At 66.8% G+C, this 26,594-nt stretch carries 22 protein-coding genes; 14 read left to right on the plus strand and 8 right to left on the minus strand.

All coding sequences use genetic code 11. The annotated features are described in order from the left end of the window. Positions 1 to 2 precede the first annotated feature (2 nt). Complete coding sequence (locus tag ABIB45_RS01530) at positions 3 to 1,151, plus strand: D-alanine--D-alanine ligase family protein (protein WP_354214154.1); 1,149 nt, start codon at positions 3 to 5, stop codon at positions 1,149 to 1,151. Between the two features lie 43 nt (positions 1,152 to 1,194). Here the strand turns inward: ABIB45_RS01530 and ABIB45_RS01535 are convergent, their stop codons facing one another. Then, positions 1,195 to 1,701: a DUF3515 family protein gene (locus ABIB45_RS01535; protein ID WP_354214155.1), complete on the minus strand. Its 507-nt coding sequence runs from the start codon at positions 1,699 to 1,701 to the stop codon at positions 1,195 to 1,197. 89 nt (positions 1,702 to 1,790) lie between these two features. On the opposite strand from ABIB45_RS01535, the gene thiL reads away from it, so the two are divergent. From thiL to rsmD, 4 genes are read left to right on the plus strand one after another with little or no spacing between them, the layout of a single operon-like run. Beyond that, positions 1,791 to 2,831: a thiamine-phosphate kinase gene (gene thiL, locus ABIB45_RS01540; RefSeq protein ID WP_354214156.1), complete on the plus strand. Its 1,041-nt coding sequence runs from the start codon at positions 1,791 to 1,793 to the stop codon at positions 2,829 to 2,831. A 22-nt stretch (positions 2,832 to 2,853) separates the two neighbouring features. Continuing rightward, positions 2,854 to 3,849 (plus strand): DAK2 domain-containing protein, encoded by a 996-nt coding sequence (locus ABIB45_RS01545; RefSeq protein WP_354214158.1) that lies wholly within the window; start codon positions 2,854 to 2,856, stop codon positions 3,847 to 3,849. After that, complete coding sequence (locus ABIB45_RS01550) at positions 3,839 to 6,121, plus strand: ATP-dependent DNA helicase RecG (RefSeq protein WP_354214160.1); 2,283 nt, start codon at positions 3,839 to 3,841, stop codon at positions 6,119 to 6,121. Before ABIB45_RS01545 ends, ABIB45_RS01550 begins: the two co-directional genes overlap by 11 nt. Before the next feature lie 9 nt (positions 6,122 to 6,130). Then, a complete protein-coding gene (gene rsmD, locus ABIB45_RS01555; RefSeq protein WP_354214161.1) occupies positions 6,131 to 6,754 on the plus strand; it encodes a 16S rRNA (guanine(966)-N(2))-methyltransferase RsmD in 624 nt (207 codons plus the stop codon). A gap of 35 nt (positions 6,755 to 6,789) precedes the next feature. Here rsmD and ABIB45_RS01560 read toward each other — a convergent pair whose 3' ends face one another. Both ABIB45_RS01560 and ABIB45_RS01565 read right to left on the minus strand, forming a co-directional pair. Next, a complete protein-coding gene (locus ABIB45_RS01560) occupies positions 6,790 to 7,590 on the minus strand; it encodes a spermidine synthase (RefSeq protein ID WP_354214162.1) in 801 nt (266 codons plus the stop codon). Beyond that, entirely contained in the window at positions 7,590 to 8,819 is a 1,230-nt protein-coding gene (locus tag ABIB45_RS01565) for an aminotransferase class I/II-fold pyridoxal phosphate-dependent enzyme (RefSeq protein WP_354214164.1), read from the minus strand. Before ABIB45_RS01565 ends, ABIB45_RS01560 begins: the two co-directional genes overlap by 1 nt. Positions 8,820 to 8,862: 43 nt before the next feature. Here ABIB45_RS01565 and coaD point away from each other — a divergent pair, with 43 nt between their 5' ends. The 5 genes from coaD (at position 8,863) to mutM (ending at position 11,994) form a co-directional block, all read left to right on the plus strand. Beyond that, positions 8,863 to 9,342 carry a pantetheine-phosphate adenylyltransferase gene (gene coaD, locus ABIB45_RS01570; RefSeq protein WP_354214165.1) on the plus strand — a complete coding sequence of 160 codons (480 nt, stop codon included), beginning with the start codon at positions 8,863 to 8,865 and terminating at the stop codon, positions 9,340 to 9,342. Between the two features lie 157 nt (positions 9,343 to 9,499). Beyond that, positions 9,500 to 10,024: a YceD family protein gene (locus ABIB45_RS01575; protein ID WP_354214167.1), complete on the plus strand. Its 525-nt coding sequence runs from the start codon at positions 9,500 to 9,502 to the stop codon at positions 10,022 to 10,024. 36 nt (positions 10,025 to 10,060) lie between these two features. Beyond that, positions 10,061 to 10,264: a 50S ribosomal protein L32 gene (gene rpmF / locus ABIB45_RS01580; protein ID WP_056738282.1), complete on the plus strand. Its 204-nt coding sequence runs from the start codon at positions 10,061 to 10,063 to the stop codon at positions 10,262 to 10,264. 21 nt (positions 10,265 to 10,285) lie between these two features. Then, complete coding sequence (gene rnc / locus ABIB45_RS01585) at positions 10,286 to 11,014, plus strand: ribonuclease III (protein WP_354214169.1); 729 nt, start codon at positions 10,286 to 10,288, stop codon at positions 11,012 to 11,014. Positions 11,015 to 11,022: 8 nt separating this feature from the next. Beyond that, positions 11,023 to 11,994 (plus strand): bifunctional DNA-formamidopyrimidine glycosylase/DNA-(apurinic or apyrimidinic site) lyase, encoded by a 972-nt coding sequence (mutM, locus tag ABIB45_RS01590; RefSeq protein WP_354214170.1) that lies wholly within the window; start codon positions 11,023 to 11,025, stop codon positions 11,992 to 11,994. Here the strand turns inward: mutM and ABIB45_RS01595 are convergent. From ABIB45_RS01595 to ABIB45_RS01605, 3 genes are read right to left on the minus strand one after another with little or no spacing between them, the layout of a single operon-like run. Beyond that, complete coding sequence (locus tag ABIB45_RS01595) at positions 11,946 to 12,977, minus strand: NAD-dependent epimerase/dehydratase family protein (RefSeq protein WP_354214171.1); 1,032 nt, start codon at positions 12,975 to 12,977, stop codon at positions 11,946 to 11,948. The genes mutM and ABIB45_RS01595 overlap by 49 nt on opposite strands. Beyond that, positions 12,974 to 15,688 carry an alpha/beta fold hydrolase gene (locus ABIB45_RS01600; RefSeq protein ID WP_354214172.1) on the minus strand — a complete coding sequence of 905 codons (2,715 nt, stop codon included), beginning with the start codon at positions 15,686 to 15,688 and terminating at the stop codon, positions 12,974 to 12,976. Before ABIB45_RS01600 ends, ABIB45_RS01595 begins: the two co-directional genes overlap by 4 nt. Further along, the gene (locus ABIB45_RS01605) at positions 15,682 to 16,704 is read right to left on the minus strand and encodes a 3-oxoacyl-ACP synthase III (protein WP_354214174.1); all 1,023 of its coding nucleotides are present in this window, start codon (positions 16,702 to 16,704) and stop codon (positions 15,682 to 15,684) included. The genes ABIB45_RS01600 and ABIB45_RS01605 overlap by 7 nt, the downstream gene beginning before the upstream one ends. Before the next feature lie 280 nt (positions 16,705 to 16,984). Between ABIB45_RS01605 and smc the strand changes: the two genes are divergently transcribed. Together smc and ftsY are read left to right on the plus strand one after the other, a co-directional pair. Next, the gene (smc, locus tag ABIB45_RS01610) at positions 16,985 to 20,569 is read left to right on the plus strand and encodes a chromosome segregation protein SMC (RefSeq protein WP_354214175.1); all 3,585 of its coding nucleotides are present in this window, start codon (positions 16,985 to 16,987) and stop codon (positions 20,567 to 20,569) included. A 54-nt stretch (positions 20,570 to 20,623) separates the two neighbouring features. Further along, on the plus strand, positions 20,624 to 21,835 hold the full coding sequence (gene ftsY / locus ABIB45_RS01615; RefSeq protein ID WP_354214176.1) for a signal recognition particle-docking protein FtsY: 1,212 nt from the start codon (positions 20,624 to 20,626) through the stop codon (positions 21,833 to 21,835). A 49-nt stretch (positions 21,836 to 21,884) separates the two neighbouring features. On the opposite strand, the gene ABIB45_RS01620 is transcribed toward ftsY, so the two are convergent. Continuing rightward, entirely contained in the window at positions 21,885 to 23,141 is a 1,257-nt protein-coding gene (locus tag ABIB45_RS01620; RefSeq protein WP_502909084.1) for an MFS transporter, read from the minus strand. Between the two features lie 226 nt (positions 23,142 to 23,367). Between ABIB45_RS01620 and ABIB45_RS01625 the strand changes: the two genes are divergently transcribed. Both ABIB45_RS01625 and ABIB45_RS01630 read left to right on the plus strand, forming a co-directional pair. Continuing rightward, positions 23,368 to 24,726: an ammonium transporter gene (locus ABIB45_RS01625; protein WP_354214177.1), complete on the plus strand. Its 1,359-nt coding sequence runs from the start codon at positions 23,368 to 23,370 to the stop codon at positions 24,724 to 24,726. Then, entirely contained in the window at positions 24,723 to 25,061 is a 339-nt protein-coding gene (locus ABIB45_RS01630) for a P-II family nitrogen regulator (protein ID WP_354214178.1), read from the plus strand. The genes ABIB45_RS01625 and ABIB45_RS01630 overlap by 4 nt, the downstream gene beginning before the upstream one ends. An 88-nt stretch (positions 25,062 to 25,149) precedes the next feature. On the opposite strand, the gene ABIB45_RS01635 is transcribed toward ABIB45_RS01630, so the two are convergent. Then, on the minus strand, positions 25,150 to 26,553 hold the full coding sequence (locus tag ABIB45_RS01635) for a glucose-6-phosphate dehydrogenase (protein WP_354214179.1): 1,404 nt from the start codon (positions 26,551 to 26,553) through the stop codon (positions 25,150 to 25,152). Positions 26,554 to 26,594 lie beyond the last annotated feature (41 nt).

Consider the following 26,594-nt stretch of genomic DNA (forward strand, 5'->3'; position numbering starts at 1 on the left):
CGATGTCTGACCAAAACCTGGCCGCACCGGACCCGGCCTCCCGCGTCAAACCCCGCGTGGCGGTGCTTTTTGGCGGCCGGTCCAGCGAACACGCGGTGAGCTGCGTGACTGCGGCCGGTGTGCTGGGCGCCATTGATAAAGACAAGTACGACGTTATTCCCATCGGCATCGCAAAATCCGGGCAGTGGGTCCTGGCCGGAGCGGATACAGCACAGTGGTCGCTGACCGCGGCGTCGCTGCCGGAAGTGCCGCCGTCGTCCGAAACCGTGACCCTGGCCGAAATCGGCGGGGAGCACCAGCTGATTGTGGCCTCCCCGGACGCGGTTCCGCGCGAACTCGGTACCGTTGATGTGGTGTTCCCGCTGCTCCACGGGCCGTTCGGTGAAGACGGAACCATTCAAGGGCTGCTGGAACTGTCCGATACCCGCTACGTGGGCGCCGGGGTGCTTGCCTCAGCCCTGGGTATGGACAAGCACTACATGAAAGTCGTCTTCGAGGCAGCCGGACTTCAGATAGGACCCTACGTGGCCGTCACGGACCGTCAGTGGCTTAACGACGCGGAAGCTGTCCGCAAGCAGGTGGACCGCCTGGGATTCCCCGTGTTCGTGAAGCCGGCGCGGGCCGGATCATCCATGGGTATCTCCAAAGTGGATTCGATGGAGGGCCTGGATGACGCCATCGAGGAAGCCCGCCGCCACGACCGCAAACTGGTCATTGAGGCTGGCATCGTTGGACGGGAAATCGAGTGCGCAGTCCTGGAAGGCCGCGGCACCGCGGCGCCGCGCACGTCCATGCCCGGTGAAATCTCCGTCGCAGGGGGCGGGCACGAATTTTACGACTTCAACGCGAAGTACGTGGAGGACGACGCCGCGTCGCTCAGCTGCCCGGCCGACATCCCCGAGTACGCAATCGCCCGCGTGCGTGAACTGGCGGCCGCCGCGTTCGAGGCCGTGGGAGCCGAAGGCCTGAGCCGGGTGGACTTCTTCTACACGCCGGACGGCGACCTGATCATCAACGAGATCAACACGATGCCGGGATTCACGCCCAAGAGCATGTACCCACAGATGTGGGCAGCCTCCGGCCTCGTTTACGCGGACCTTATCGACGAACTGATCTACCTGGCCCTGAACCGGAAGACCGGCCTCCGCTGACCCTGGCGGTTGAGCTGACCCTTGCGGTTGAGCCTGTCGAAACCTAGCTCGTGGGCAGGTTCTGTAGGTCTGCCTGGCCCACGCACTTCCCCGTGGCGGGGATCTTCGCGGCGGCCGCCGACAGATCGGCGAGTACGGTGGCGGAGCTGATGGTCTCCTGGTCCTTAGTGAGGAGGATCTCGGTGGCGGGCTCGCGGCCGAAGGTAGTCAGGGTCCAGGCAGCGTTCCCTTCCTTGATGACCCAATCCACGCCGTTGACGCTCACGCAGCGGTCCGTCGTCGGTCCGGGGACGTTCACGCCGCAGCGCAGGATCACCTGGGAGGGATCCCCCCAGGCTGCCGTGGCCTGGCTGTTTGTTTTCCGCAGCGCCGCATCGCCGATTGCATCCGGAAGGGCCACCATCATGGGAGCGCATGCCGGGTTCGCGGCATCGGCGGCGGCAGTGACATCCACGGTCGGTGCGCAGCCGGACAGGACAGCGCCGGCCAGGGCTGCGGCCAGCAGGCCCATGGACACACGGACAGGCAGGGGCAAAAGGGCATGTTGCATCCTTCAAGCCTAGCGCCGCCACGCGCTGCGCCGGGACGCCATCCGGGGGCAGAAGCAGCATTGTCCGTGCCGCGCTGTAGCGTAGGGGCGTGCCTGAAAATCCGCTGAATGCCGAAACTCTCACTGTCGCCGCACTGTCCGAATCCGAACTTCTTGCCCGGATATTTCCCCTGCTGGCCTTGGGCGGCGCCCACGGATCGGCCACGCTGCTCGGCCCGGGGGACGACGCCGCGCTGGTGTCGGCCCCGGACGGCCGAACCCTGATCTCCATCGACACGCAGGTCCAGGACCAGGACTTCCGCCTCGAATGGAACAACGGCTACCAAACCACTGGCTTTGACGTCGGGTGGAAAGCAGCAGCCCAGAACCTCAGCGATATCAACGCCATGGGCGGCACAGCCACGTCGCTGGTGGTCAGCCTCACGCTGCCGCCTGAGACACCAGTCAGCTGGGTGGAGGACCTCGCATACGGACTGAGCGCGGGAATCAAGGAACTGGGGGCCGCTGACTGCTCGGTGGCCGGCGGCGACCTTGGCCGCGGCCGGGAAATCTCCGTGACGGTGGCTGTGCTGGGCACCCTCGCCGGCGGAAGGGCTGTGTTGCGCTCCGGTGCCCGCGCAGGCGACGTCCTGGCGCTGGCAGGAACCGTGGGCAGGGCCGCTGCCGGACTCGCGCTCCTGGAATCGGAGACCCCCGTACAGTCCCTAACCGGGCCGCAACGCTCCCTCGTGGAAACGCAGTGCCGCCCGCGGCCACCCTTGTCCGCTGGCCCGCTGGCCATGGCGGCCGGTGCCACCGCCATGATGGATATCTCGGATGGACTGGTCCGCGACGGCGGCCGCCTCGCCGCCGCCAGCGGTGTGGTGCTGGACCTGGACCCGGTGGAACTGAAGCGCCACGCGGAAGGCCTCAGCCCTGCGTCGGACATCCTCGCAAGTGACCCCATGGCATGGGTGCTGGGCGGGGGAGAAGACCACGGGCTACTTGCTACATTCCCTGCAGGCATTCAGCTTCCGGCCGGATTCACTGCGATAGGCTCAGTACAAGCCCCGGGAACCGACATTGACCCGGGCGTCACAATTGCGGGCCGCGTCGCTGGCGCCACGGGATGGGATCACTTTGCAGACTAAGGTTGCCGCCAATGCGCAAGCGATGAAGCGGTGGTTGGACAAGGCTGAAACGGCCATCGGTAACCACAGCGACCGCATCAATGCCATCAACATTTTCCCCGTAGCGGACGGCGATACCGGGACTAACCTTTACCTCACCGTCCGCGCCGCAGCACGTGCCCTGCAAGGCAGCGGCGCAGGCCCCTCCGACGCCGGCCAGGCGGATGTGGGAGCCTGCCTCGCGGCGGCCGGCCAAGCTGCGATGGAGCAGGCGCGGGGTAACTCGGGCACACTGTTTTCCGTCTTCCTGTGCGCCGCCGCCGAGCCGCTGACAGGCCATACCCGGCTGACGTCCGCCCTCCTCGCCGCAGCGCTGAACCGGGCGCAGCTCCGGGCCTGGTCCGCCTTGAGCGACCCCGTCCCCGGCACCATGTTGTCCGTGATGGAGGCAGCGGCCCGGGCCGCCGCCGCAGTGGACGCACGGCAAAATGGCGACGACAGCAACCACGCCCTTGGCCTTGCCCTCGACGCGATGGTAAAGGGTGCCTTGGCGGCAGTTGTCCACACCGAGGACCAGTTGGACGCCCTCCACGCAGCGCACGTTGTCGATGCGGGAGGTGTGGGCATGCTCCTGATCCTCGACTGCCTCCGCTCCGCCGTCCTGGGAATAGAGCTGCAGAGCGAACTCCTGGACGGGCTCCACGGCTATGACGTCCAGGACCCGCACATCCACACCAGCCTGCCGGACGACGACGGTGTGGAGGTCATGTGCACCATCAGCCTCTCGCCACTGAACGCAGCCACCCTCCGTCAACGGCTGGACGAGATCGGCGACTCCGTCATCATGAGCCAGGTGGGCAGCGCCGCGGATCCGGTCGGCAACTACCGCTGGCGCGTCCATGTCCATGTCGCAGAGGCCGAACCGGCCGTCACGCTTATCCGCGCCTTGGGGGACCCCACGGATATCACGGTCAGCGAGCTGGCGCTGCCGCGCGACCCCGAAGCAGATCCAGTGGGCTCCAACGGGCATGAGCGCTGAACTGCACCTGGGTCTGGAACGCCGGATCGGGAAACGCTCAGCTTCGGTCATTGAGAAGCACCTGGGAATCACCACTGTCGGCGGGCTGCTGAACTATTTCCCCCGGCGGTATCTGACCCGAGGTGAGCTGACGCCCATCAGCGAGCTGCCTGTGGATGAGGAAGTTACCCTGATTGCGCGGGTGCTGTCCAACAGCACCCGAAAGATGCATACCAAAAGCGGTTCCATCACGGACGTCATCGTCACCGACGACGCCGAATCCCACGGCCGTCCGCGCCTTTCGGCGGTAGGCCCCGGCACCGGGCACGGCACGCTCAAGATCACTTTCTTTCGCGGATTTCGGGCAAAGGCCGAGCTCCTGCCCGGCCGTCGTGTGCTGTTCTCCGGCAAAGTGAAGCGGTATGGCCCGTCGCTGGGTCTGACCAACCCCGAATTCCACCTCCTCGAAGACGATCCGGATTTGCCGCCTATGGACCCGGAAAAGTTGGCTGCCGTCCCCATCCCGGTGTATGCGGCCACCGCCAAGCTCACCAGCTGGTCGATCCAGAGGGTGGTCGCCACGCTGCTCGAAACAGTGGATCTGGATGCGCTGCCGGACCCACTGCCCGACGCCGTTGCCCGCCGGGAGAATTTCCTGCCTGTGGCCGAGGCTTACCGCCTTATCCACCAGCCCGCATCGAAGCCCGACTGGTTGCGGGCCCAGGACCGGCTCCGCTACCAGGAAGCCCTGGTCCTGCAGGCTGCCCTGGCACGTCGCCGTGCCCAGCTCGCTGTCGAAGAAGCCACTGCGCGCCGACCGGCGGCCGAGGGGCTGCTGACGGCCTTCGACCGGCAGCTACCCTTCACACTGACCGCCGGGCAGGCCGCCGTCGGAAAAACCGTTGCCGGTGAACTTGCGCAGGCCAGCCCCATGAACCGGCTCCTGCAGGGCGAGGTGGGCTCCGGCAAAACCATCGTCGCGCTCCGTGCCATGCTGCAGGTGGTGGATGCCGGTGGGCAGGCAGCACTGTTGGCGCCCACCGAAGTCCTCGCGGCCCAGCATTTCGAATCTATCCGCCGCACGCTGGGTTCCCTGTCCCGCCATCCCATGCTGTCCTCGGACGGGCTGCTCGGCGGCCTCGCCAATAATGCTGTGCAGGTCACGCTGCTCACCGGTTCCATGCCCGCCGCCGCCCGCAAACACGCACTGCTCGATGCCGCTTCCGGTGCGGCCGGGATTGTGATCGGCACGCACGCGCTGCTCAGCGACAACGTGGCGTTTTATGACCTTGGCCTGATCGTGGTGGACGAACAGCACCGGTTCGGCGTGGAGCAGCGGGACGTTCTCCGCTCCAAGGCCATCAAGCCGCCACACCTTCTTGTTATGACGGCGACGCCGATTCCCCGGACCGTTGCCATGACGGTGTTCGGCGACCTTGAAACATCGGTCCTGGACGAGCTCCCCGCGGGCCGGGCACCGATTTCCACCCACGTGGTGGGCCTCGCCGAGAACCCCGGCTGGGCGGGGCGCATCTGGTCCCGTTCACGGGAGGAGATCGACGCCGGGCACCAGGTGTTTGTTGTGTGCCCCAGGATCGGGACGGACGACGACGGCGATTTCAGTCCGGGGGAAGCGGAACCTTCTGCGGCTGAGCTGGGCAGCGATGGCGGGGCGCGCGAGCTCGCGTCGGTGACCGCCGTCGTCGAACAACTCCAGCAGGAGCCCGCCCTGGCCGGTGTGCCGATGGGGCCGATGCACGGCCGGCTGGACGCTGCGGTGAAGTCCGCCGCGATGGCGGATTTCACCGCCAACCGGACCAGGCTCCTGGTCTCCACTACCGTCATCGAAGTCGGGGTCGACGTCCACAACGCAACGTTGATGGTGATCCTCGATGCCGACCGCTTCGGCATTTCGCAGCTGCACCAGTTGCGTGGCCGGGTGGGCCGCGGCGGCCTCCCCGGAACCTGCCTGCTGGTCACGAGCCTCGAGCCCGGGCACCCGAGCCGGCGAAGGCTGGACGCCGTGGCGTCAACCACCGACGGCTTCGAGCTGTCCCAGGAGGACCTCAAGCTGCGGCGGGAGGGCGACATCCTGGGGGCGTCGCAGTCCGGCGGCCGTTCCACCCTGAAACTGCTGCGCGTCCTCGAGCATGAGGACATCATTGCCCGCGCCAGGCAGGACGCCCAGGACGTAGTGCGGAAAGACCCGTCACTGGCGCGGCATCCCCGTTTGGCTGAGGCCATTGACGAATATTTGAACCCCGAAAAGGAGGCGTTCCTTGAGCGCGGATAGCAGGCGGGCATGAGCCGCATCATTGCGGGTGCCGCAGGCAGTACCCCATTGGTCAGCGTGCCCGGTTCCCTCACCCGTCCCACCACGGACCGCGTCAAGGAAGCATTGTTCTCCCGCCTTGACGCCTTCGGGATCATTGCCGGAGCCCGGGTTTTGGACCTCTACGCGGGGTCGGGATCGCTGGGTCTGGAGAGCGGCAGCAGGGGGGCCGACACCGTCGACCTCGTGGAATTCGATGCCAAGGCGAGTTCAGTGTGCCAGCGCAACGCCGACCTCATCAACGGCGTGCTGGCCCGCAAAGTTGTGACCGTCCACCGGTCCAAGGTGGAGTCCTTCCTGGAGCGCGCACCGGAGGCGGTCCGCTGGGACCTCGTTTTCCTGGACCCGCCCTATCCATTGGATGAGCCTGCCCTGTCCGCGGTGCTGGCCAAGCTTGCAGACCATCTCACTCCGGCGGCGCTGGTGGTGGTGGAACGGTCCTCGCGTTCGCCTGAGCCAACCTGGCCGGCCGGCCTGGAGCGGTTTGCGGAGAAGAAATACGGTGAAACCAAACTGTGGTTCGCGGAGCCCTCCGTCCCGGACGCCATCACGCCGGACGTTGTCGTTGACGGGCAGGCAGCGGGCGAGGTCTGACGCGGGTCAGGAAGCGGAGGCGTGGACCGCGCCGCTTAGCTCGCGGCCGGCCCTGCGAGGGCGTCCAGGTCCACGCCCGCCATAACCTTCGCCGGGTGGGGGCCGCGCGCTGTCAGTTCGGCGGTCCAGTCCGCAGGCCACGCCGTCTGCGTGCCGGTCAGGATGATGTTGCCGGGGTAGCGGCCGCCAAACATGCCTGTTTCGGCGAACGCGGCTACATCGGTCATAGCGCGGCGCAGGGCAGCAACCTGGCTTCGGACCAGCGTGAGGCCGGGTTCATCGCCCACGTTGACGATCAGCAGGCCCTGGGGGCCGAGGTGTGCACGGGCCTCCTCGTAGAACTCCGTGCAGGCAATGTGCGCCGGCGCTTCGGGCCCGGAGAAAATGTCCAAGATGACGACGTCGAACTCAAGGTCCGGATTTAGGACGGACAGGGCGTCGCGGGCATCGCCGATGATGGTGTGCAGGTCGCTTCCGACGGGCAGGGGGAGCTGCTGCAAAACAAAATCGAGGAGCTCCCGCTCCAGCTCCACTGCGTACTGGACCGAACCGGGCCGTGTCGCCTGGATGTACCGTGCAAGGGTCAGCGCCCCTGCGCCCAGATGCAGCGCTGTGATGGGCCTGCCCGCCGGAGCCGCAAGGTCCACCAGGTGGCCGATCCGCCGCAGGTATTCGTAAAAAATCTCCTCCGGGCGGGCCAGATCGACGTGGGACTGCTCGGCGCCGCCGATGCTCAGGACATAAGCGCCGTCGGTGAAGGAATCGGGCTCGATGGCGGCGTGCTGTCCCGTGGTCCGCAGGAACCGGTTGGACCGCGGGCTGCCGGCCTCCGCCATCACAGCTTTCCGCTGAGTGTGGCCAGCCGGGCGGCGGCCTCTTCGAGGACGGCCACCTTCTTGCAGAAAGCGAATCTCAGCAGGCTGCGGGTCCGTTCCGCTCCTTCCGGATGACAGAACACGGGGACGGGGATGGCCGCCACTCCCACCAAGGCCGGAAGCCGGCGGGCAAGGTCCACGGAGTCGGCAATGCCAAGGGGCGCGGTGTCCACATTGACGAAATATGTGCCCTGCGGGATAAAAACGTCGAATCCGGCGGTGCGGAGGCCTGTGCTCAGGATGTCCCGCTTCCGCTGGAGGGTGGCAGAAATGCCGTGGTAAAACTCATCCGGCAGGGCCAGCCCTGCCGCAATGGCGGCCTGGAACGGGGTGCCGGAGCTGTAGGTCAGGAATTGCTTGACGGTGCGGACTGCTGCCACCAGCTCTTTGGGGCCGGTCAGCCAGCCGATCTTCCAGCCGGTGAAGGAGAAGGTCTTCCCTGCCGAGGAGATGGTGAGGGTCCTGTCCGCGGCACCCGGCAGCGTGGCCACCGGAATGTGACCGGAGCCGAAGGTGAGGTGCTCATACACCTCATCGGTGACGATCAGGCAGTCATGCTTGCGGGCAAGTTCGACGACTCGCTGCAGAACCTCGCGTGGGAAGACCGCGCCGGTGGGATTGTGCGGGTTGTTCAGCAGCACCACCCGGGTCCGGTCACTGAAGGCGGCTTCCAGGGCCGGCATGTCCGGGTAAAAGTCGGGCGCCAGCAGCGGTGCCGTGATGTGGGTGGCGCCCGACAGCCCGATGACAGCGCCGTAAGAGTCATAGAACGGCTCGAAGGTCAGCACTTCATCGCCCGGCCCGATGAAGGCCAGCAGGGCGGCCGCGATGGCTTCGGTTGCTCCGGTGGTGACGATCACCTCGGTCTGCGGGTCCGGGGCCAATCCGTAGAACCGTTCCTGGTGGACAGCAACCGCCTCACGCAGTTCCAGGATGCCCTTGCCCGGCGCATACTGGTTGGCCCCCGCCGCAATGGCCGCTATGGCTGCGGCTTTGATTTGCGCGGGACCGTCCTCATCCGGAAAGCCCTGCCCCAGGTTGATCGCGCCGGTCTGCAACGCCAGGGTGGTCATCTCCTCGAAGATGGTTACGCCAAGCTGCCCGGCCGGGCCCAGGAGGTTGGCGCCGGCCGCGGTGCGCTGCCACGGAGCCGGTGCGGCGGGCAGGTAAAGTTCCCGTGGTGGATGCATCCAGTCATGGTATCCCGGCCGTCCCATGCGGTAGGTTCGGTGCATGAGACGCGCTGTCTGCCCCGGATCCTTTGACCCCATCCACAACGGTCATCTCGAGGTCATTGCCCGTGCGGCGGGCCTTTTTGATGAAGTGATCGTGGCTGTTTCCAACAACTATGCCAAGAAGTACAAATTCAGCCTCGGGGACCGCATCGACATGGCGCGCGAAACCCTGGCATCCCTGCAAGGCATCGTGGTGGAACCTGTAGGGGAGGGCCTCTTGGCGGAGTATTGCCGCCAGCGCGGAGTGTCGGCAATCGTGAAAGGCCTCCGCTCGTCGTCGGACTTCGATTACGAACTTCCGATGGCCACCATGAACCGTCAGCTCAGCGGGGTGGAGACGGTGTTCCTGCCTGCCGAGGCGCATTACCTGCATCTGTCCTCCACGCTCATCAAGGAAGTTGCCAGCCTGGGCGGCAGCGTCTCCGATTACGTGCCGCGGTCGGTTCAAAAAAGGCTGCTCGCTGGCGAGTCGGCATAGGATCGACTGCCAAGAGGGTAAGCTAGTGCGGTACTTCGACGTCCGCCCCAGCACGGGGCACTGGCCTGGTTTGAGTCCCCGCGGTTCTTCAGGCTAAGATGGTACGTCGGTCATATGTTCAACAGGAGTTCTCATTAAACGAGATGCTAGTTCGCCCTTGGCGTTCGACGTCAAGGATCTCGGGCGCAGCCCGGGCAGCATGCGGACACTGAAAGAACATGTACCCGCGCCAAGTGATATTGGTGTGGCGCTGATTGGCGTTCAGGAAGGCTCGGATATCGAGCTGGACATGAGGCTTGAGGCCGTACACGAAGGAATCCTGGTATCAGGAACCGCTATCGCTGCAGTAACGGGCGAATGCGGGCGATGCCTGGATCCCCTTGCGTATGACCTTGAGGTCAATGTGCAAGAACTTTTCTTCTATGAGGGCGTCGTGCTTTCGGATGAAGAAGACGAAGAAGAGCAACGTCGAGTCGAGTACGATCTGATCGATCTTGAACCGGTGTTGCGGGACGCAGTCATAACCATGCTGCCGTTCCAGCCGGTGTGCCGGGAAGACTGCCAGGGCCTTTGTTCCGAATGCGGAGTTCGCCTGGAAGACGAGCCGGGGCACCACCACGAGGTCTTGGATCCTCGCTGGGCTGCCCTAGCTGATATGGCTAAGCCTGACCGGCAAAATTGATTTGTACGTGTTTGTCTAGAGAGAAATGAGTTAGCCGTGGCTGTTCCCAAGCGGAAAATGTCTCGCTCGAATACCCGCGCCCGCCGCTCCCAGTGGAAGGCAACTGCCCCCCACCTGGTGAAGACCGTAGAGAACGGCCAGGTTGTTTACAGCCTGCCGCACCAGGCAAAGGTCGTCACCGACTCGGCTGGCACTGCGCTGTTCCTTGAGTACAAGGGCCGCAAGGTCGCAGACGTCTAATCGGCCCCCTAGGCTGAGATGATGTCTTCAACTGAAGAGCTTCTGAAGCGTCTCGGTGTCTCTATTGACGCCGGGACGCTTCGTCTTGCTCTGACACACCGTTCCTACGCCTACGAAAACGGCGGCATCCCCACCAACGAGCGGCTGGAGTTCCTCGGCGACTCCATCCTGGGCTTCTCCGTCACGGACGCCCTGTACCGGGACAATCCCACATTGCCTGAAGGCGACCTGGCCAAGCGCCGTTCCGCGGTGGTCAGCACCCGCGCTCTCGCCGGCATCGGCCGGAGCCTCGGCATTGGGGACTACATCTACCTGGGACAGGGCGAAAAGCTCACCGAGGGCAAGAACAAAGCCTCCATCCTGGCCGACACCATGGAGGCACTCATCGGTGCCACCTACGTGTCCAACGACATTGAAACCGCACGCCAGCTGGTCATGCGCCTGATCGGCCCTCTCCTGAAGGACGCAGCCGCCCTCGGCGCCGGAACCGACTGGAAGACCAGCATCCAGGAGCTCGCCGCCAGCCGGCAACTCGGCACCATCTTCTACGCAGTCGACGGAGCCGGTCCGGACCACGCCCGCACCTTCAAAGCTGTCCTGAACATCGGTGGCAAGCCGTACGGCAACGGCTCGGGCCACTCCAAAAAGGAAGCCGAGCAGGAAGCCGCCTCAGACGCCTGGCGTGCACTGTCCGGAACCAAGGAATCGGCCGCGGCAGGCGGACCAGCCGAGTCCGCTTCCAGCGTCTAGGTCAAGCGTTGCCCGAACTTCCTGAAGTTGAAGTGGTCCGGCGCGGGTTGGTGAACTGGCTCCGCGGCCGGACCATCACGTCAGTGGACGTGTTGGACCCCCGCTCCCTCCGCCGTCACACACTGGGCCCGGAGGACTTCATCGGCAACCTCCAAGGCACCACCGTGACGGATGTGGTCCGGCGCGGAAAGTTCCTGTGGATGCCGCTGCGCGAGGCCCCGGAGATCGCCACCGCCGATGGATTCTCAGGAACCGCCGCACCTGCCATCGCCCTCATGGCGCACCTGGGCATGAGCGGCCAGCTGCTGATGCAGGACCCGTCCGTGCCGGATGAAAAGCACCTCAAGGTGCGGCTTCGCCTGAGCCCTGGTGACGGTATGCCGGGCGAGCTCCGGTTTGTGGACCAGCGCATTTTTGGCGGGCTCTTCGTGACGGACATGGTCCCTACGGGCGACGGCGGCCCCGGCGGCCTCGCCGAATCGCCGCTTCCCCTGATTGCCGAAGAGGCAGCCCACATCGCCCGGGACCCCCTGGACCCGGCGTTTTCCTTCGACCTGTTCTACAGCCGGCTCAAGAAGCGCAGGACGGGCCTCAAACGCGCCCTCCTGGACCAGGGACTGGTCTCGGGAATCGGCAACATCTACGCCGACGAGGCACTGTGGCGGGCCGGCCTGCACTACGCCCGGCCTACCGACAAACTGCGCCGTGCCGACGCTGAACGCGTCCTCACGTGTGCCCGCGAGGTCATGCTGGACGCCCTGGCAGCCGGCGGCACCAGCTTCGATTCCCTGTACGTCAACGTTAACGGTGCTTCCGGCTACTTTGACCGCTCCCTTAATGCGTACGGCAGGGAAGGGCAGCCCTGCAACCGGTGCACCGCCGTCGGAATTAACTCCACCATTCGCCGCGAACAGTTCATGAACCGCTCGGCCTACACGTGCCCGGTGTGCCAGCCGCGCCCGCGGAACGGACGCTGGTAGGGGAGTCGAATTGATGGCGGACCGTAGTAGTCGGCCAGCCTCGCCAGGCCTTCGTCAATCGAGACGGCGGGGGCCCAGTTGAGGAGTTCGCGGGTCTCGCGCTGGTCGAACCAGTGGGCGGTGGAGAGCTGCTCAGCAAGGAATCTGGTCATGGGCGGCTCCTCCTCCCGGCCGGCCCGGATCCAGACCTTCTCCACCACGGATCCCGCAGCCCGCGCCAGTCTGCCCGGCACGCTCCACGACGGTGCCGGTACCCCGCCCGCTGCGCAGATGCCTGCCAGCAGCTCGCCAACCGGCCGGGGTTCGCCGTTAGTGACCACCAGCGCCCGGCCATGGATGTGCTCGCTGCGGTGCAGCGCGGCGACCAGGGCCGAGGCGGCGTTGTCAACGTAGGTTGTGTCGATCAGTGCCGCGCCGGCGTCGAGCAGCGGCAGGCGGCCGCGGCCGGCACGTTCCAGCACCCGTTCCACCAACTGAGTGTCGCCCGGGCCCCAGACGATGTGCGGGCGCACCGCCGCGACCCGGAATTCCGGTGAGTCCGCGGCCAGCGCCAGCAGTTCGGCCTCGGCTTTGGTGCTGGCGTAGTGGCCGTGCGCCCGGTCCGGGTCCGCCGGCCCGGCGCCCAGCCCGGCGATGGCGGTCCCGGAGTTGGCCACGGACGGGGAGGAGACGAATACGAAATCCCGGACGCCGCCCTCCCGGGCCGCCCGGAGCAGGCGGCGGGTTCCTTCGATATTGACCTGGTCGAAATCCGCGGCGCGGCCGGTGAAGGAGACCTTCGCGGCGAGGTGGATGACGCCCTCGGCGCCGGTGACGGCGCGGCGTACGGCCTCGACGTCCGCAACTGACCCGGTGAGGTCCTCGACGCCGTCCACAACCGCGGGACGCCGCTGGAACGTGGTGACTGCGTGTCCCTGCCGCACCAGCAGCCGGGCGACTTCACGGCCGAGCAGGCCGCTCGCTCCTGTGACGAGGACCCTCATGGCGTGCCCGGCCGGCCGCCGGCCAGTACGGTCGTCGCCCACCGGGAGAGGCGGGTCCGGTCAATCTTGGCGTTGTGGCGGATATCGGTTGGCTGGGCAGGGACTGCGAGCACCGCAGAGACGCTGACGCCTGCCTGACGGGCCGCCTCCCGTACCCGCCCGGCGAGTTGCGGCGCGGCAGGGCCGGCCCGGCGGGCAGGAGGTACAGTCTCGACGACGGCGACGACGGCCTGCGTCCCGGCCGGGCCCACCCCAACGACGGCGGCAAGGCCGACGTCGGCCAGGCGTTCGATGGCCTGCTCGGCGCCCACTGGCGTCACCACAGAACCGGCCGCCGTCACGAGGTGCGCGAGGCGTCCCTCCACCCAGAGGCGGCCGGTGGCGTCGAAGTGCCCGACGTCGCCGGTGCGGTGCCAGCCGTCCGTGCGCACGCTTTCGCGCTGGGTCAGCCAGAGCCGGTCGTAGGCATCCTTCACATGCGGGGCGCTGACCAGGATTTCACCAGTGACCCCAGCATCTGTGACCGGGTGGTTTCCCGGCGCGGTCCCGTCTGCAGCGAGCGGGATGACGGCCACGCGGGCGCCGTGCACTGGCAGGCCCACGCACACGCCGTTACCGGCCCCCGCCATGGTCCCCGCGCCGGCGTCGGCCTCAGCGGCGCGGATATCTTCGAGGCTGATGTCGGTGACGGGCAGCGCCTCGGTCATCCCGTAGGGCGTGTGGAGCGAGGCGCTGGGCAGCAGCAGCTGCAACTCTGCGAGGAGGGACTCGGGGACGGGCGCGCCGGCGGAGAGCAGCAGCTCCACGCGTCCCAGTGCCTCGTTCCCGGCGCCGCTCAGGCTGCCCTTGGTGGCCAGGACATTGCGCAGCGCCGCGGGTGAGGCGAAAACCACGGTGGCGTCGATGGCCTCGGCGGCTTCCGCCAGCGCGCGGGCCGTCAGGGTGCGGGGCGCCGTGACGTCCATGGCGGGTGTCACCGAAACCGCTCCGAGCGCGGGTCCCAGCAGGGCGAACGGCGCGAAGCCCGCCACCAGGCGGGCACCGGGACGGATCCCCAGCGTTGTTGCCACGGTATCCCGCATCGCGGCCAGCTGCCGGTGGGTGTAAAGCACGCCCTTGGCGGGACCGGTGGAGCCGGAGGTGAAGAGCACGGCGGCCGGTGCGCCCGGTTCCGGGGCGCCCTGGGACGGAGCCTGCAGCGGCGGGTTGCGGCTGAGGAGGCTGGTTCCGCGGCGGACGAGGGCGGTGAGCGAGGTTTCGACGCCGAGGAGGCGGCGGCGGGCGGCCGGCAGATCCCGCACACTGACGCGCCTGCCCGGCCAGCCGAGCATCGAGGCGGCCGCCAGCGCCTTGTCGATTCCAATGAGGAAATCCGGGGTGGCGCCCTTCACGGCGCGGCTCAGGCCGCGGGTGCCCAGGCCGGCGTCGGCCACGACCACCACTGCGCCTAGCCGCAGGCAGGCGTAGAGCACCACGGTCAAATCCACGCCCGGCGGAACCATCAGGCTCACCCGGCTGCGACGCCCTACTCCGATTTCGTCCAGGCCCGCCGCGAGGACGGCAATGTTCTGTTCCAGCTCCCGCCAGTTGAGCGAGCGGGAGATGCCACCGTCCGCGGACATTTCCGCGACGGCGGTGTCCCCGCCCGCGGGTCCAGTTGCCAGCTCAATGAGCGGATCCCACAGAGGCGGGATTCCGATGCCGGACTTCTGGGTCCCGGCGTTGTACTCCAATGCAGGGGCGCCGCTCATGTCCTTCCCCTGAAGGCCGGGCCCACTGTCCCCACCGAGCTCGGCCAGCCATTCGAAGACCGGCGCGGCGATGTCACGGTCTTCGGCGACAAGATGGCCGGCACCCTCGAAGCGGTGCACTTTCGCGTGTGGCAGCCGGCCGATGAGGTCCTTCAGGTACCGGTCCGAAAAGATCGGGTCCCGGGGGCCCCAGAGCATCAGGGCAGGAACCTTCAGCCCGCGCAGTCCTTCGGCAACGTGGCTGAGCACGGCGAAGCTGGGATGGGACGGGTCCGCTGGAATGTCCGCGACAAAATTGCCCACCCCGGCGCGGAGGCCGGCGCGGCGGTAGGGGGCCATGAAGGCACTGCGGACATCCGCGGCCAGCGGCGGGTGCGCCAGGGAATGCGTCACCCGCAGGAAGGCGTCCGACGTCGTCGTTCCCCAGCGGTGGACGGCAGGGTGCAGGGCAAGCCGCAGCGCCGGCGGGATGGGGGAGTCGGACGGCTGGTGGACGGCAGTGTTGGTCAGCACAACGCCGGCCAGCTGCTGCGGATGTGCCAGGCCCCAGCCGAGGCTGATGACGCCGCCCCAGTCGTGGCCGACGGTGATCACCGGTCCGGCCAGCTCCAGGGCGGCGGTCAGGTCGCCCAGGTCGTTGATCCGGTCCGCTAGCCGCCGGAACGTTCCGGTGCGCTCGGAGTAGCCCATGTCCAGCTGGTCCACCGCCACCACCCGCCATGGGTGGGCGGGGTCGGATCCGGCGGCCAGCAGGGTCCGCCAAAGAAAGGACCACGTGGGATTGCCGTGCACGCACAGCAGGGTGCCGGCCGGAGTCAGGCCGCGGCGTGCGAGCTGCGCGCCGTTATCGAGCAGGTGCCAGCGGCGTACGGTTGCGGGCTCATCTGTGTCGGAGGTGGATGCAACCTCGATTTCGCGCGACCACTCGGGGTCCACGCCGGGCCAGTCGGCGGCTACCACGCAATTTCCATTAGGGCGGTGTTCAGGCCGGAACCGACGCCCATGCACAGCACGCGGTCCCCGGTTCCCAGACTCTGAGCTTCGGCAGCGAGGGTCATGGGAAGGGATGCCGGCCCTACGTTGCCCCAGTGCGGGAACGTGATGGGGACCTTTTTCGGATCCAGGCCGATTGCCTCGATGATCGCTTGTGTATAGGCATTGCTCACCTGGTGCGTAACGTAGCGGTCCATTGAGCCCCAGTCCCACTCGGGCTGGGCCTCGTGCCAGGCGTCGACGACGAGCCGCAGGCCGCCATCGAGCAGGCCCTTGGTGTCGGTGGCCATGCCGTCTATGCCGCCTACGCACAGTTCATGGTGCTCGGTGCCGGCGCGCATCACGCCGCCGACGATCCGGTGCGCCCCGGGGTGCTGGTCCGCCGGGCCCAGAACGGCCGCGGCGGCTCCGGAGCCCAAGGTGAGCGTGGCGAACTCGCGGCCGAAGTCCTCGCGTGTGGTCTCGGGCCGCAGTAGCCGGGCCAGGGTTGCCTCCTGCGTGGCCTGGGCATCCTCACCGTTGACGATCATTGCGTATTTGATCTGGCCGGAGTCGATCATGTTGGCCGCCAGTGTCAGGCCGTTGACGAAGCCGAGGCACGCGTTGGCCAGGTCGAAGTTCATCGCCGACGACGGCAGGCTGAGTCCGTGGTGGATTTTCACCGCGACTGACGGTTCGAGGCTGCGCCGCGTGACCGAAGTGTTGATCAGCAGGCCCACCTCGGACGCTTCGACGCCGGACTCGGCCATGGCCTTCGCGCCGGCCTCAATGGCGGCATCGTCGAACGCTGTCCCGGGGGCCCACCAGCGCCGGTGCGTGATGCCGGCGACCCGTTCAAGCAGCTTTGGCGGGAACTTCAGCCGCCGCAGGGTCGGGGCCAGCCTTCGGTCGAAATCCGCGGAACTGACAATCTTCGGAGCTTCGACGCTGCTCACCGAAAGCAAGGCGGTGTTGTCGTGCCGGAATGTTGCATTCCCTGTCAAATCAAAGCCCCTGTTCGTATTCGTCCTGCACTCCCGCGGTTGACCGCACTATCCAGCACAAGCCCAAGGGTTAACTATGCCCGGTGTTGCTTAGTTCCTGCACATGCCGCCTGGAGCGGTTTCGCACGGATCTGCGCGGAATTGTCGCAGCCCCGCAGTAGATTGTAGGTAGCCGGGGCCGTCCCCCGGGCACCCGAGTGAGTCCGAACACTCGGGTATGTCTGAATGATATTCCGGATCAACAGCGCGCCCAGTCCGCCGAGCAGGAGCCAGAAACACCTTGCACCTCAAGAGCCTTACCGTCCGGGGATTCAAGTCGTTTGCCTCGGCCACGACGTTCGACTTCGAGCCCGGAGTCACGGCCGTAGTGGGACCGAACGGCTCCGGGAAGTCCAATGTGGTGGACGCCCTGTCCTGGGTGATGGGGGAGCAGGGCGCCAAAACCCTGCGCGGCGGCAAAATGGAAGACGTGATTTTTGCCGGGACGTCCGGGCGGCCGCCACTGGGCCGTGCCCATGTCTCCCTGACCATCGACAACACTGACGGGGCGCTGCCCATTGAGTACAGCGAGGTCACCATCTCACGGACCTTGTTCCGTGCCGGCGGATCCGAATACGCCATCAACGGGGCCAGCTGCCGCCTGCTCGACATCCAGGAACTGCTCTCCGACTCGGGCCTCGGCCGGGAAATGCATGTCATTGTGGGCCAGGGACAGCTGGACAAGGTCCTGCACGCCACTCCTGAGGACCGCCGCGGTTTCATCGAGGAGGCCGCAGGTATCCTCAAACACCGCCGCCGCAAGGAAAAGACAGTCCGCAAGCTCGAAGCCATGCAGGCGAACCTGCAGCGACTGAACGACCTGACGGGCGAGATCAGGCGCCAGCTCACACCGCTTGGTAAACAGGCTGACGTGGCGCGCCGGGCCCAGCGGGTCCAGTTCGATGTCCGCGACGCCCGTGCGCGGCTGTTGGCCGACGATCTGGTCCGGGAGCAGGACTCCCTTGAGCAGGATGTGGCGGATGAGGCGGCCCTCAAAGCCCGCCGGGCGGTTGTGGAGCAGGAACTGGAAGCCGGGCGCCGGGGGCAGGCCGGGCTGGAACAACTCGCCGCCGAGGCCACGGCCAGGTTGAACTCAGCGCGCGACTCCTGGTACCGGCTGACCGCAGCACGGGAACGCCTCCGGTCCCTCGGCGCCCTTGCCCAGGAACGGGGCCGGCTGCTCGGGGCAGTAGGCGCCGACCCGTCCTCGGGGAGGGACCCGGAGCAGCTCGAACGGCAGGCCGCCAGAGTCCGGGACGAGCTGACAGGGCTCGAGCGCCACATCCTTGACCGGCGCAGCGCCCTCGAGTCAGCTACAGCGGCCAGGACCGAGGCCGAACGCGCCGCCGTGGCCGAGGACAAGCGGCTCACGGCTGTCCTCCGCGCCGCAGCAGACCGCCGCGAAGGGCTCGCGAAGCTCGCCGGCCAGGTAGGTGCGGCGAGATCGCGCGTGGAGTCCGCCCAGGCCGAACTGGGCAGGCTCCGCGAGTCACTCGCCGCCGGCCAGGAACGCCGCCGTAAGGCCCAGACCGAGTTCACCGCCCTGGAAACCCAGGTGGCAGGTGTCGAGGAAGGAGAAGAAGGCCTCGACGCCGACTACGAGGACGCCAGCGCCGAACTCGACGCCGTCCAGCAGGAGATTGCCGGCCTAACTGCCAGCGGGGGAGAAGCAGTCCGCGAACGCGAGGCCCTGGTGGCCCGGCGCGACGCACTGCAGCTTGGACTCAACCGCAAAGACGGCGCGGCGCACGTACTCAGCTCCGGCCTCGACGGTGTCCGCGGCACCCTGGCTTCGTCCCTGGCTGTTGAAACAGGGTACGAGACGGCGATTGCCGCCGCACTCGGGGATGTCTCCGAAGCGATCGTGGTCCGGGATCCCGCGGTGGCCGCCGCCGTAGTGCAACTCCTGAAGGATGACGACGCCGGCCGGGCCGCCCTGCTGCTGGAATCCGCTGCACCACTGGCACGCCCCAACCCCGCATCGGCCGGGTCCTTGCCCGCGGGTGCCCGCTGGGCTGTCGACCTGGTCTCCGCCGACGACGGCCAGGCGGTGGCAGCACTCCTCGCCGGGTTCGCCGTCGTTGAAGATTTGCCCGGCGCAGGCAAGCTGGTGGCCGAACGGCCGGACCTGACAGCTGTGACCAGCGCAGGGGACGTCCTGACCGCACTGACCGTCACCGGAGGCTCCGCGAAGGTGCCGTCGCTGCTTGAGGTTCAGGCCGCCGTCGACGACGCCGAAACCCGGCTCGCCGCCGTCGCAGCCGAGCTCGAACGGAAGCGGTTTGCCCTGGCAGGCGCTGAGGCAAGGCGCACCAACGCCCAAGCGAGGGCCGAGACCGCGCTGGACAGGCTCCATGACTCAGACGCACGGCTGGCGGCTGTCGCGGAACGGCTGGGGCATTTGAACTCGATCCTGCGAAGCGCCGTGGGTGAAAGTGACAGGCTGGCCGACTCGCTGGCCAGGGCTGAGGCGAATGTGGGCACGGAGGAAGAGGCGCTGGCGGCCATAGCCGCAAGGCTCGGAGCGGCGCAGGAGGCGCCCGCCGAACAGGAGCCGTCTACGGAGCAGCGCGATGCCCTGGCTCTGGCGGCGTCCCTTGCCCGGTCCGCGGAGATGGATGCCCGGCTGGCGCTCCGCAGTACCGAAGAACAAATGGCGGCCAGCCGGAACAGGGCCGTCTCACTGGAGCGGGCCGCCGCAACTGAACGCAAGGCCAGGGAAGAAGCTGCGGAACGTGCCCGCCGCCGGCGGCTCCAGGCACGGCGCGCGGCCGCCGTGTCAGCAGGCGTGGAGCTGGCCGTCCGCTTCATCGATGTGTCTGTGGAGCTGGCACGTGGGGGGCGCGATCTCGCCGAGGAAAACCGGGAACAGCGGGACCGTCAATTGCAGGCGATCAGGACCAGCAACGATTCGTTGGCCCGCGAGTTGGCGGAGCTGACCGATTCGGTCCATCGGGACGAGCTGGTCCGGGCCCAGCACCGGGCACGGATCGAAGCCCTGGAAACGCGGTCCATCGACGAACTCGGCATTACCCCGGACGTTTTGGTGGCAGACTACGGTCCCGACGTGCCCGTGCCTGTCCCCGCCGGGGAAAGCGGCGACAAGTGGGCTGCCCTCAGGGCCCCGGTGGATGAGAGCGGCGCTCCGGTGATCGAGGGCAAACCGTTTGACAGGGCGGAACAGGAGAAGCGGCTGCGAAAAGCCGAACGCGACCTGTCCGCCCTGGGCAAGGTCAACCCGCTGGCACTGGAGGAATTCGCGGCCCTCGAAGAGCGGCACCATTTCCTGAGCACCCAGCTTGAGGACCTCAGATCCAGCCGTAAGGACCTGCTGGACATCATCAAGGAAGTGGACCACCGGGTCCAGAGGGTATTTGCCGAGGCATTTGAGGACACCCAGGCCCAGTTCGTCCACGTTTTTGGCCGGCTCTTTCCCGGTGGGGAAGGACGTCTGGTCCTCACCGACCCCTCAGACATGCTCACCACAGGCATCGAGGTAGAGGCGCGGCCGGCGGGCAAAAAGATCAAGCGGCTCTCACTGCTCTCGGGGGGGGAACGGTCCCTCACCGCCGTCGCACTGCTGGTGGCCATCTTCAAGGCCCGTCCCTCGCCGTTCTACGTGATGGATGAAGTGGAGGCGGCCCTTGACGACACCAACCTGGGCCGGCTCATCTCTATCTTCGAGGAACTGCGGGAGTCCAGCCAGCTGATCGTGATTACGCACCAGAAACGGACCATGGCGGTGGCTGATGCGCTCTACGGCGTCACAATGCGCGGCGACGGCGTCTCCACCGTCATCAGCCAGCGCCTGGGAGCTGAGGTCTAGAGTCTGTGCAAGTGGCCGCCGCAATCGGATGCTGCGTTGTGAGAAGCTAGGGGAGTGAATGACATCCTCCCCATTATTCTGTCCATTGTTGCTGCCCTGGCGATTATTGGCGGACTGATCCCGGTCCTGTTGAAGGCGCGGAAGAACATCACGCAGTACCCCGGGACGCGTGACGCCAATGACCCCGTCGCCGGCGGGGGAACACTGCTCGAAGACGCTCCCGTGGTTCCGGCCGAGCGGAAGGCTCCAGCCGGCGTCGACCTCGAAGACCTCGAAGGCCTCGAAACCACTGACGTGCCCGACGACGCGGCGGGCCTTGAAACCATCCAGGTGGAAACCCCCCTGCCGGTGGCCGGCCGCCTGATGCGCCTGCGCGAACGCCTGGTCCGGTCCAACAACATCCTGGGCAAGGGCCTGCTGGCCCTGCTCTCCAGTGACAAAATCGATGAAAACGTTTGGGACGAAGTTGAGGAAACCCTCCTTCTGGCGGACCTGGGAACCGAACCGACCATGCAACTGGTTGACGCGCTCCGGGAACGGGTCAAAGTCCTCGGCACCCGGACACCGGAGCAGGTCAAGGCACTGCTGCGCGAAGAACTCATCAAACTGGTGGATCCGACCATGGACCGCAGCCTGCGCACGGACAGGCAGGGCGACAAGCCAGCCATCGTGCTGGTGGTGGGCGTCAACGGCGTGGGAAAGACCACCACAGTGGGCAAGCTCGCCCGGGTGCTCGTGGCCGAGGACAAGGACGTGCTGCTGGGTGCGGCGGACACGTTCCGCGCTGCCGCGGCGGAGCAGTTGGCCACGTGGGGACAGCGCGTGGGCGTTGCCACGGTGAAGTCCGACGTCGACGGCGCGGATCCCGCGTCTGTCGCCTATGAGGCGGTCAAGGCAGGCATCGACCAGGAAGTCGACGTTGTCATGATCGACACGGCGGGCCGCCTGCAGAACAAGACCGGCCTGATGGACGAACTCAGCAAGGTCAAGCGCGTCATCGAGAAGCTTGCCGAAGTGGACGAGGTCCTGCTGGTGCTGGACGCCACCACTGGCCAGAACGGCCTCAACCAGGCCCGCGTCTTCGCCGAGGTAGTGAACATCACCGGCATCGTCCTGACCAAGCTGGACGGCACGGCCAAGGGTGGAATCGTGGTGGCCATCCAGAAGTCACTGGGTGTGCCGGTCAAGCTGATCGGTCTTGGCGAAGGTGCCGATGACCTGGCTCCGTTTGACGCTGAAGGCTTTGTGGACGCCCTGCTTAACTAAGGGCCGGCTCCGACAATCGAGGGGTGGGATCCCGCGGCTAAGCGCATGCTTAGGCGGTGGGATCCCACCCCTCGGTACGTTTTAGCGGCTCGCGCGTGACTGACCAGCAGGCGGCGGCCACCACCAGGACCCCGCCGGTGACGCCGAACGCCCAGCCGTAACCCAGCTGATCGGCGAGGAATCCCACCAGCACCGGGCCCAAAATCGCACCGATGTCCGTAGTCATCTGGTACGCGGCCAACACGCGCCCGCCTGACCGCTCGTTCCCGATGACGTCGGCCACGGCTGCCTGTTGCGCGGGACCCAGAAGGCCGGACCCCACCCCGGCCACTGCGGAGGCCGCCAGGAACCAGCCCAGGTGGGAGGTGAAGCCGATGGCTGCCGTGGCGGCCCCGGCGACAAGGAGCCCCGCAATCATCATCGGCTTCCGGCCCAGGCTGTCGGCCAGCCGGCCGGAAAACGTCAGCGCGGCAGCGTTTCCGCCGGCAAACACGGCAAGCGCCAGGCCGGCAGTTTCAGGACCCGCGCCGAGCGCAGCAACAGCGAAGAGGGGCACGGTGGCCATCCGCACGCCGAAGGTTGCCCAGCCGTTGGCGAAGCTGGAAACCAGGACCGAGCGGTAGGCGCCGATCCCGAGGGCATCCGCGAAACGCATGGCCGGAGCGTGGTCCCCGGCGGACCTCGCCGAAGTGGGTGTGTGGCTGAGCTGGGTCTGCACCACGATGGCAGCGAGGACAAGGGCAGCGGCGTAACAGAGGAACGGCACCCTCAGCCCGAAACCTGCGAGCAGGCCGCCCACCACCGGGCCCAGGACGCTGCCGATCAGGAAGGAGGATGCGTAGGCTCCGGACACCCGGCCCCGGCTTTCCGGCGGTGACAGCCGGACCACAAGAGACATCGACGCCACGGTGAACATCACCGAGCCCACCCCGCCCAGCCCCCGGAAGACCAGGAGCTGCCAGTAGTTTTGTGCGAAAGCGCAGGCCGCCGTCGACACCGCCACGATCAGCAGGCCGCCAACATAGACAGGCCGTTCGCCGAGCCGGCCGATGAGGGCGCCTCCGGCGGGCGCGAACACCAGCCGCATAAAAGCGAAGATGCTCACGATCACCGCGGCGGCCGTCGCCCCCACGTCGAAAGTTGTGGCGAATTGCGGCAGCACGGGCGCAACAAGTCCGAAACCGAGGGCAATCAGGAAGGCAGCCGCCAGCATCACCTTCACGTCGCGGGGGAGTCCGGGCCGTTGGGGTCGGATAACGGACAGAATCCGCATTGTGGCCCGGCTCACACGTGTGGGTGCCGTCATAGGGCTGGGTTCCTTGCTTGGTTGGCGGCCGGCGGCCTGTGGAGCGGGTGAAACATAACCGTAACAAGCCAGATATGCACCATTTACTTCCTAGAGGTTCTTGTAACAAATCAGCAATGCAATTCCCCAGCGGGCGAAACACTGCACGGACAAACTCATTTCAGGACGCAAAAGGCGTTGGCAGGCGGAACTATCCGCAGCGTCGAGAAGAGGGAGGACGTGCACCATGGAACTTACAGCAGGTCACGTATGGCTCATGGTGGCGGCAGCACTCGTGCTGTTCATGACACCGGGTCTGGCATTTTTCTACGGCGGTATGACGCGCGCCAAGGCTGCACTGAACATGATGATGATGAGCTTCATCTCCATCGGCATGGTCGGCGTGGTCTGGGTGCTCTGGGGCGCATCGATGAGCTCCGGCGAAGGATTCCTCCAAATCGTCGGGAACCCGTTCGCCACCTTCGGCCTTGAGGGAATCACCTCCCCGGACGGCCTGATCAAGGTGGGTTACGCAGCGACCTTCGCCATTATCACGGTGGCTCTCATCAGCGGTGCGATCGCTGACCGCGCCAAGTTCGGCGCCTGGACCGTCTTTGTGCCCGTGTGGGTCACGCTCGTGTACTGCCCGCTGGCGTACATGGTGTGGGGCGGCGGCTTGTTCGGTCCCGAAGGCGCCATTGGCCAGGCACTCGGCCCTGCCATCGACTTCGCAGGCGGCACCGTGGTCCACATCAACGCTGGTGTGGCGGCCCTCATCCTCGTCCTGATCATCGGCAACCGCCGCGGCTTCGGCAAGGACCCCAACCACCGCCCGCACAACATCCCCTTCGTGATGCTCGGTGCAGCCATCCTTTGGTTCGGCTGGTTCGGTTTCAACGGCGGCGCGGCCACCACTGCCGAGCAGGGCGGCCTGATCTGGGTCAACACCCTCGCAGCCCCGGCCGCGGCCATGCTTGGCTGGCTCGTCACCGAACGCATCCGCGACGGCCACCCTACCTCGCTGGGTGCTGCCTCCGGTGTCGTGGCCGGCCTGGTTGCCATCACCCCGGCCTGCGCCAACGTCAGCCCTGTGGGAGCCCTCGGCCTCGGCGTCATCGCCGGCGTTGCTTCCGCCCTGGCCGTCGGCCTCAAGTTCCGTTGGGGCTTTGATGACTCCCTGGACGTTGTCGGCGTGCACCTGGTCTCCGGCATCATCGGCACGGTTGCCCTGGGCTTCATTGCCCTGCCCAACGACGGTGTGGGCGGCGGCCTCTTCTACGGCGGCGGACTGACCCAGCTCTGGGCCCAGCTTGCAGCGGCCGGCACCGCCATCGCCTACTCTGCAATCCTGACGTCGATCATCGCCTTGGCCATCCACAGGACCATGGGTTTCCGCGTCTCGCAGGAGCAGGAAACTGTGGGTGTTGACCTCAGCCTGCACGCTGAGACTGCCTACGAGTTCGGCGTGGGCGGCCAGGGTGGCAGCTTCCAGCCGCTTCACGAATTGATCACCGGCAAGGCAACATCCCCGGAGGGCGCCACCGCCGAATCGAACGGTGCAAGGAAGACTCAGCCGGCAGCCGGTAAAGAAAGCGTGGAAGCATGAAACTGATCACAGCCATTGTCCGCCCGGAGAAGCTGGACGCGATCCGGGAAGGTCTGGAGTCGTACGGGGTGCAGGGGCTGACGGTCAGTGCAGCCAGCGGCTACGGCCGCCAGCGCGGCTACACGGAGGTTTACCGCGGCGCGGAGTACAACGTGGACCTCCTGCCCAAGATCCGGGTGGAAGTGCTCGCCACTGACGAACAGGCCGACGATATCCTCGATGTCATCATCGCCAGCTCCAACACCGGACGTGCGGGAGACGGGAAGGTGTGGACCATGGACGTCTTCGAGGCAGTCAGGGTGCGCACAGGCGAGCGCGGCGTAGCAGCGATCTGACACTCACGCCACGTCAGGCAGTTCCAGCAGCAGACAGGGAGCGGGCAGGGAACCTCACAGGTTCCCTGCCCGCTCCCTGTTGTTCGGGCTACCCGGCCGGCGCCGAACCTGACCAGCCTGCGGGACCCGACGAGCCGGCGTCGTACTCCTCCAGCGGCACCGTCCCCCGCTGCCAGGCCTTCAGCACGGGCTCAAGGATCCGCCAGCAGTCCTCCGCGGTGTCGCCGCGGACGGACAGCAGGGGATCGCCGTTGAGCACCCCCTCCAACACTTCGCCGTAGGGCAACAACTCCGACGCGCTGAGTTCGGCATCCAAAGTCACGCGGCCGAGACTGAAGATGCTGCCAGGACCGTTGACATCGACGTCGAACTGGAGCGTGTCCGGCCCGAAACCGATCCGCAACTGGTTAGGGGAGTCCACCCCGGTGAACCCGGCCGGGAGGTGCGGGACCGGCCGGAAAGTGATCACCGCCTCCTTACGCTTGAGGCCCAAAGCCTTGCCGGAACGAAGGATGAAGGGAACGCCCTGCCAGCGCCAGTTGTTGATGTCCACCCGGACCTCGGCCAGGGTTTCTGTGCCGAGGTCCGGGTCCACGCCGCCTTCCTTGGCATAGTCCGGGACCTTCCGGCCCGCGATCGACCCCGCTGTGTAGCGGGCCCGGCGCGTGGATTTCGCGTACGGCGCGCTGATGTTGCTGGCGCGCAGCAGAGTCGCCACCGCGTCGCGCAGGTCGCGCTCGCCGATGGTCGCGGGCGGTTCCATCGCCACGAATGCCATGATCTGCAGCAGGTGGCTCTGGATCATGTCGCGCAGGGCGCCGGCACCGTCGTAATAGCGTGCGCGCCCTTCCAGTGCCAGGTCCTCGTCGAAGATGATTTCCACCTTCGCCACGTGCTCACGGGTCCAGACCGGTTCCAGGAAGTTGTTCGCGAACCGCAGCCCCAGAATGTTCAGGACAGTGGCTTTGCCCAGGAAATGGTCAACCCGGTGGATGTGGTCCTCCGGCACGAGGGACGCCAACGTCCGGTTAAGGGACCGGGCGGACGCTTCGCTGGAGCCGAACGGCTTTTCCATCACCAGCCGTGTTCCGGCCGGCACCTGTTCGGGACGCAGGGACTCGCAGGCCAACTGGCTGATCCGGGGCGGCAGGGCAAAGTAGATGGCGGTGGGGCCTTCGAGTCCTGCCAGCAGCGAGGCCAGCGCTCCCTCCGCCGTGACATCGACCTGGTGATAGGCCGTGGCTTTTTCAACATCGGTGAGCGCTTTGCGCCCGGCCGGATCTGCAGTCTCGGCCGCCGCCGCGAAGGCCTCGCGGACCCGGACCTGCCATTGTTCCGGGGTCCACGCATCAGAGCCGGCGCCTACCAGGTCCAGTCCTTCGGCGCGGCCCTTGGCCACCAACCGGGCAAGGCCGGGAAGGAGCAAGCGGCCGGTCAGGTCGCCGGAGGCCCCCAGGATGAGCAGGGTTTTTACACTCGTTTGGCTGGTCACCTTGCCAGCATGCCATCATGCATGCCCGACTTGGTACCCTA

Origin of the sequence: Arthrobacter sp. UYCo732 (genome assembly GCF_040547265.1) — a bacterium.
Taxonomy (GTDB): Bacteria; Actinomycetota; Actinomycetes; order Actinomycetales; family Micrococcaceae; genus Arthrobacter.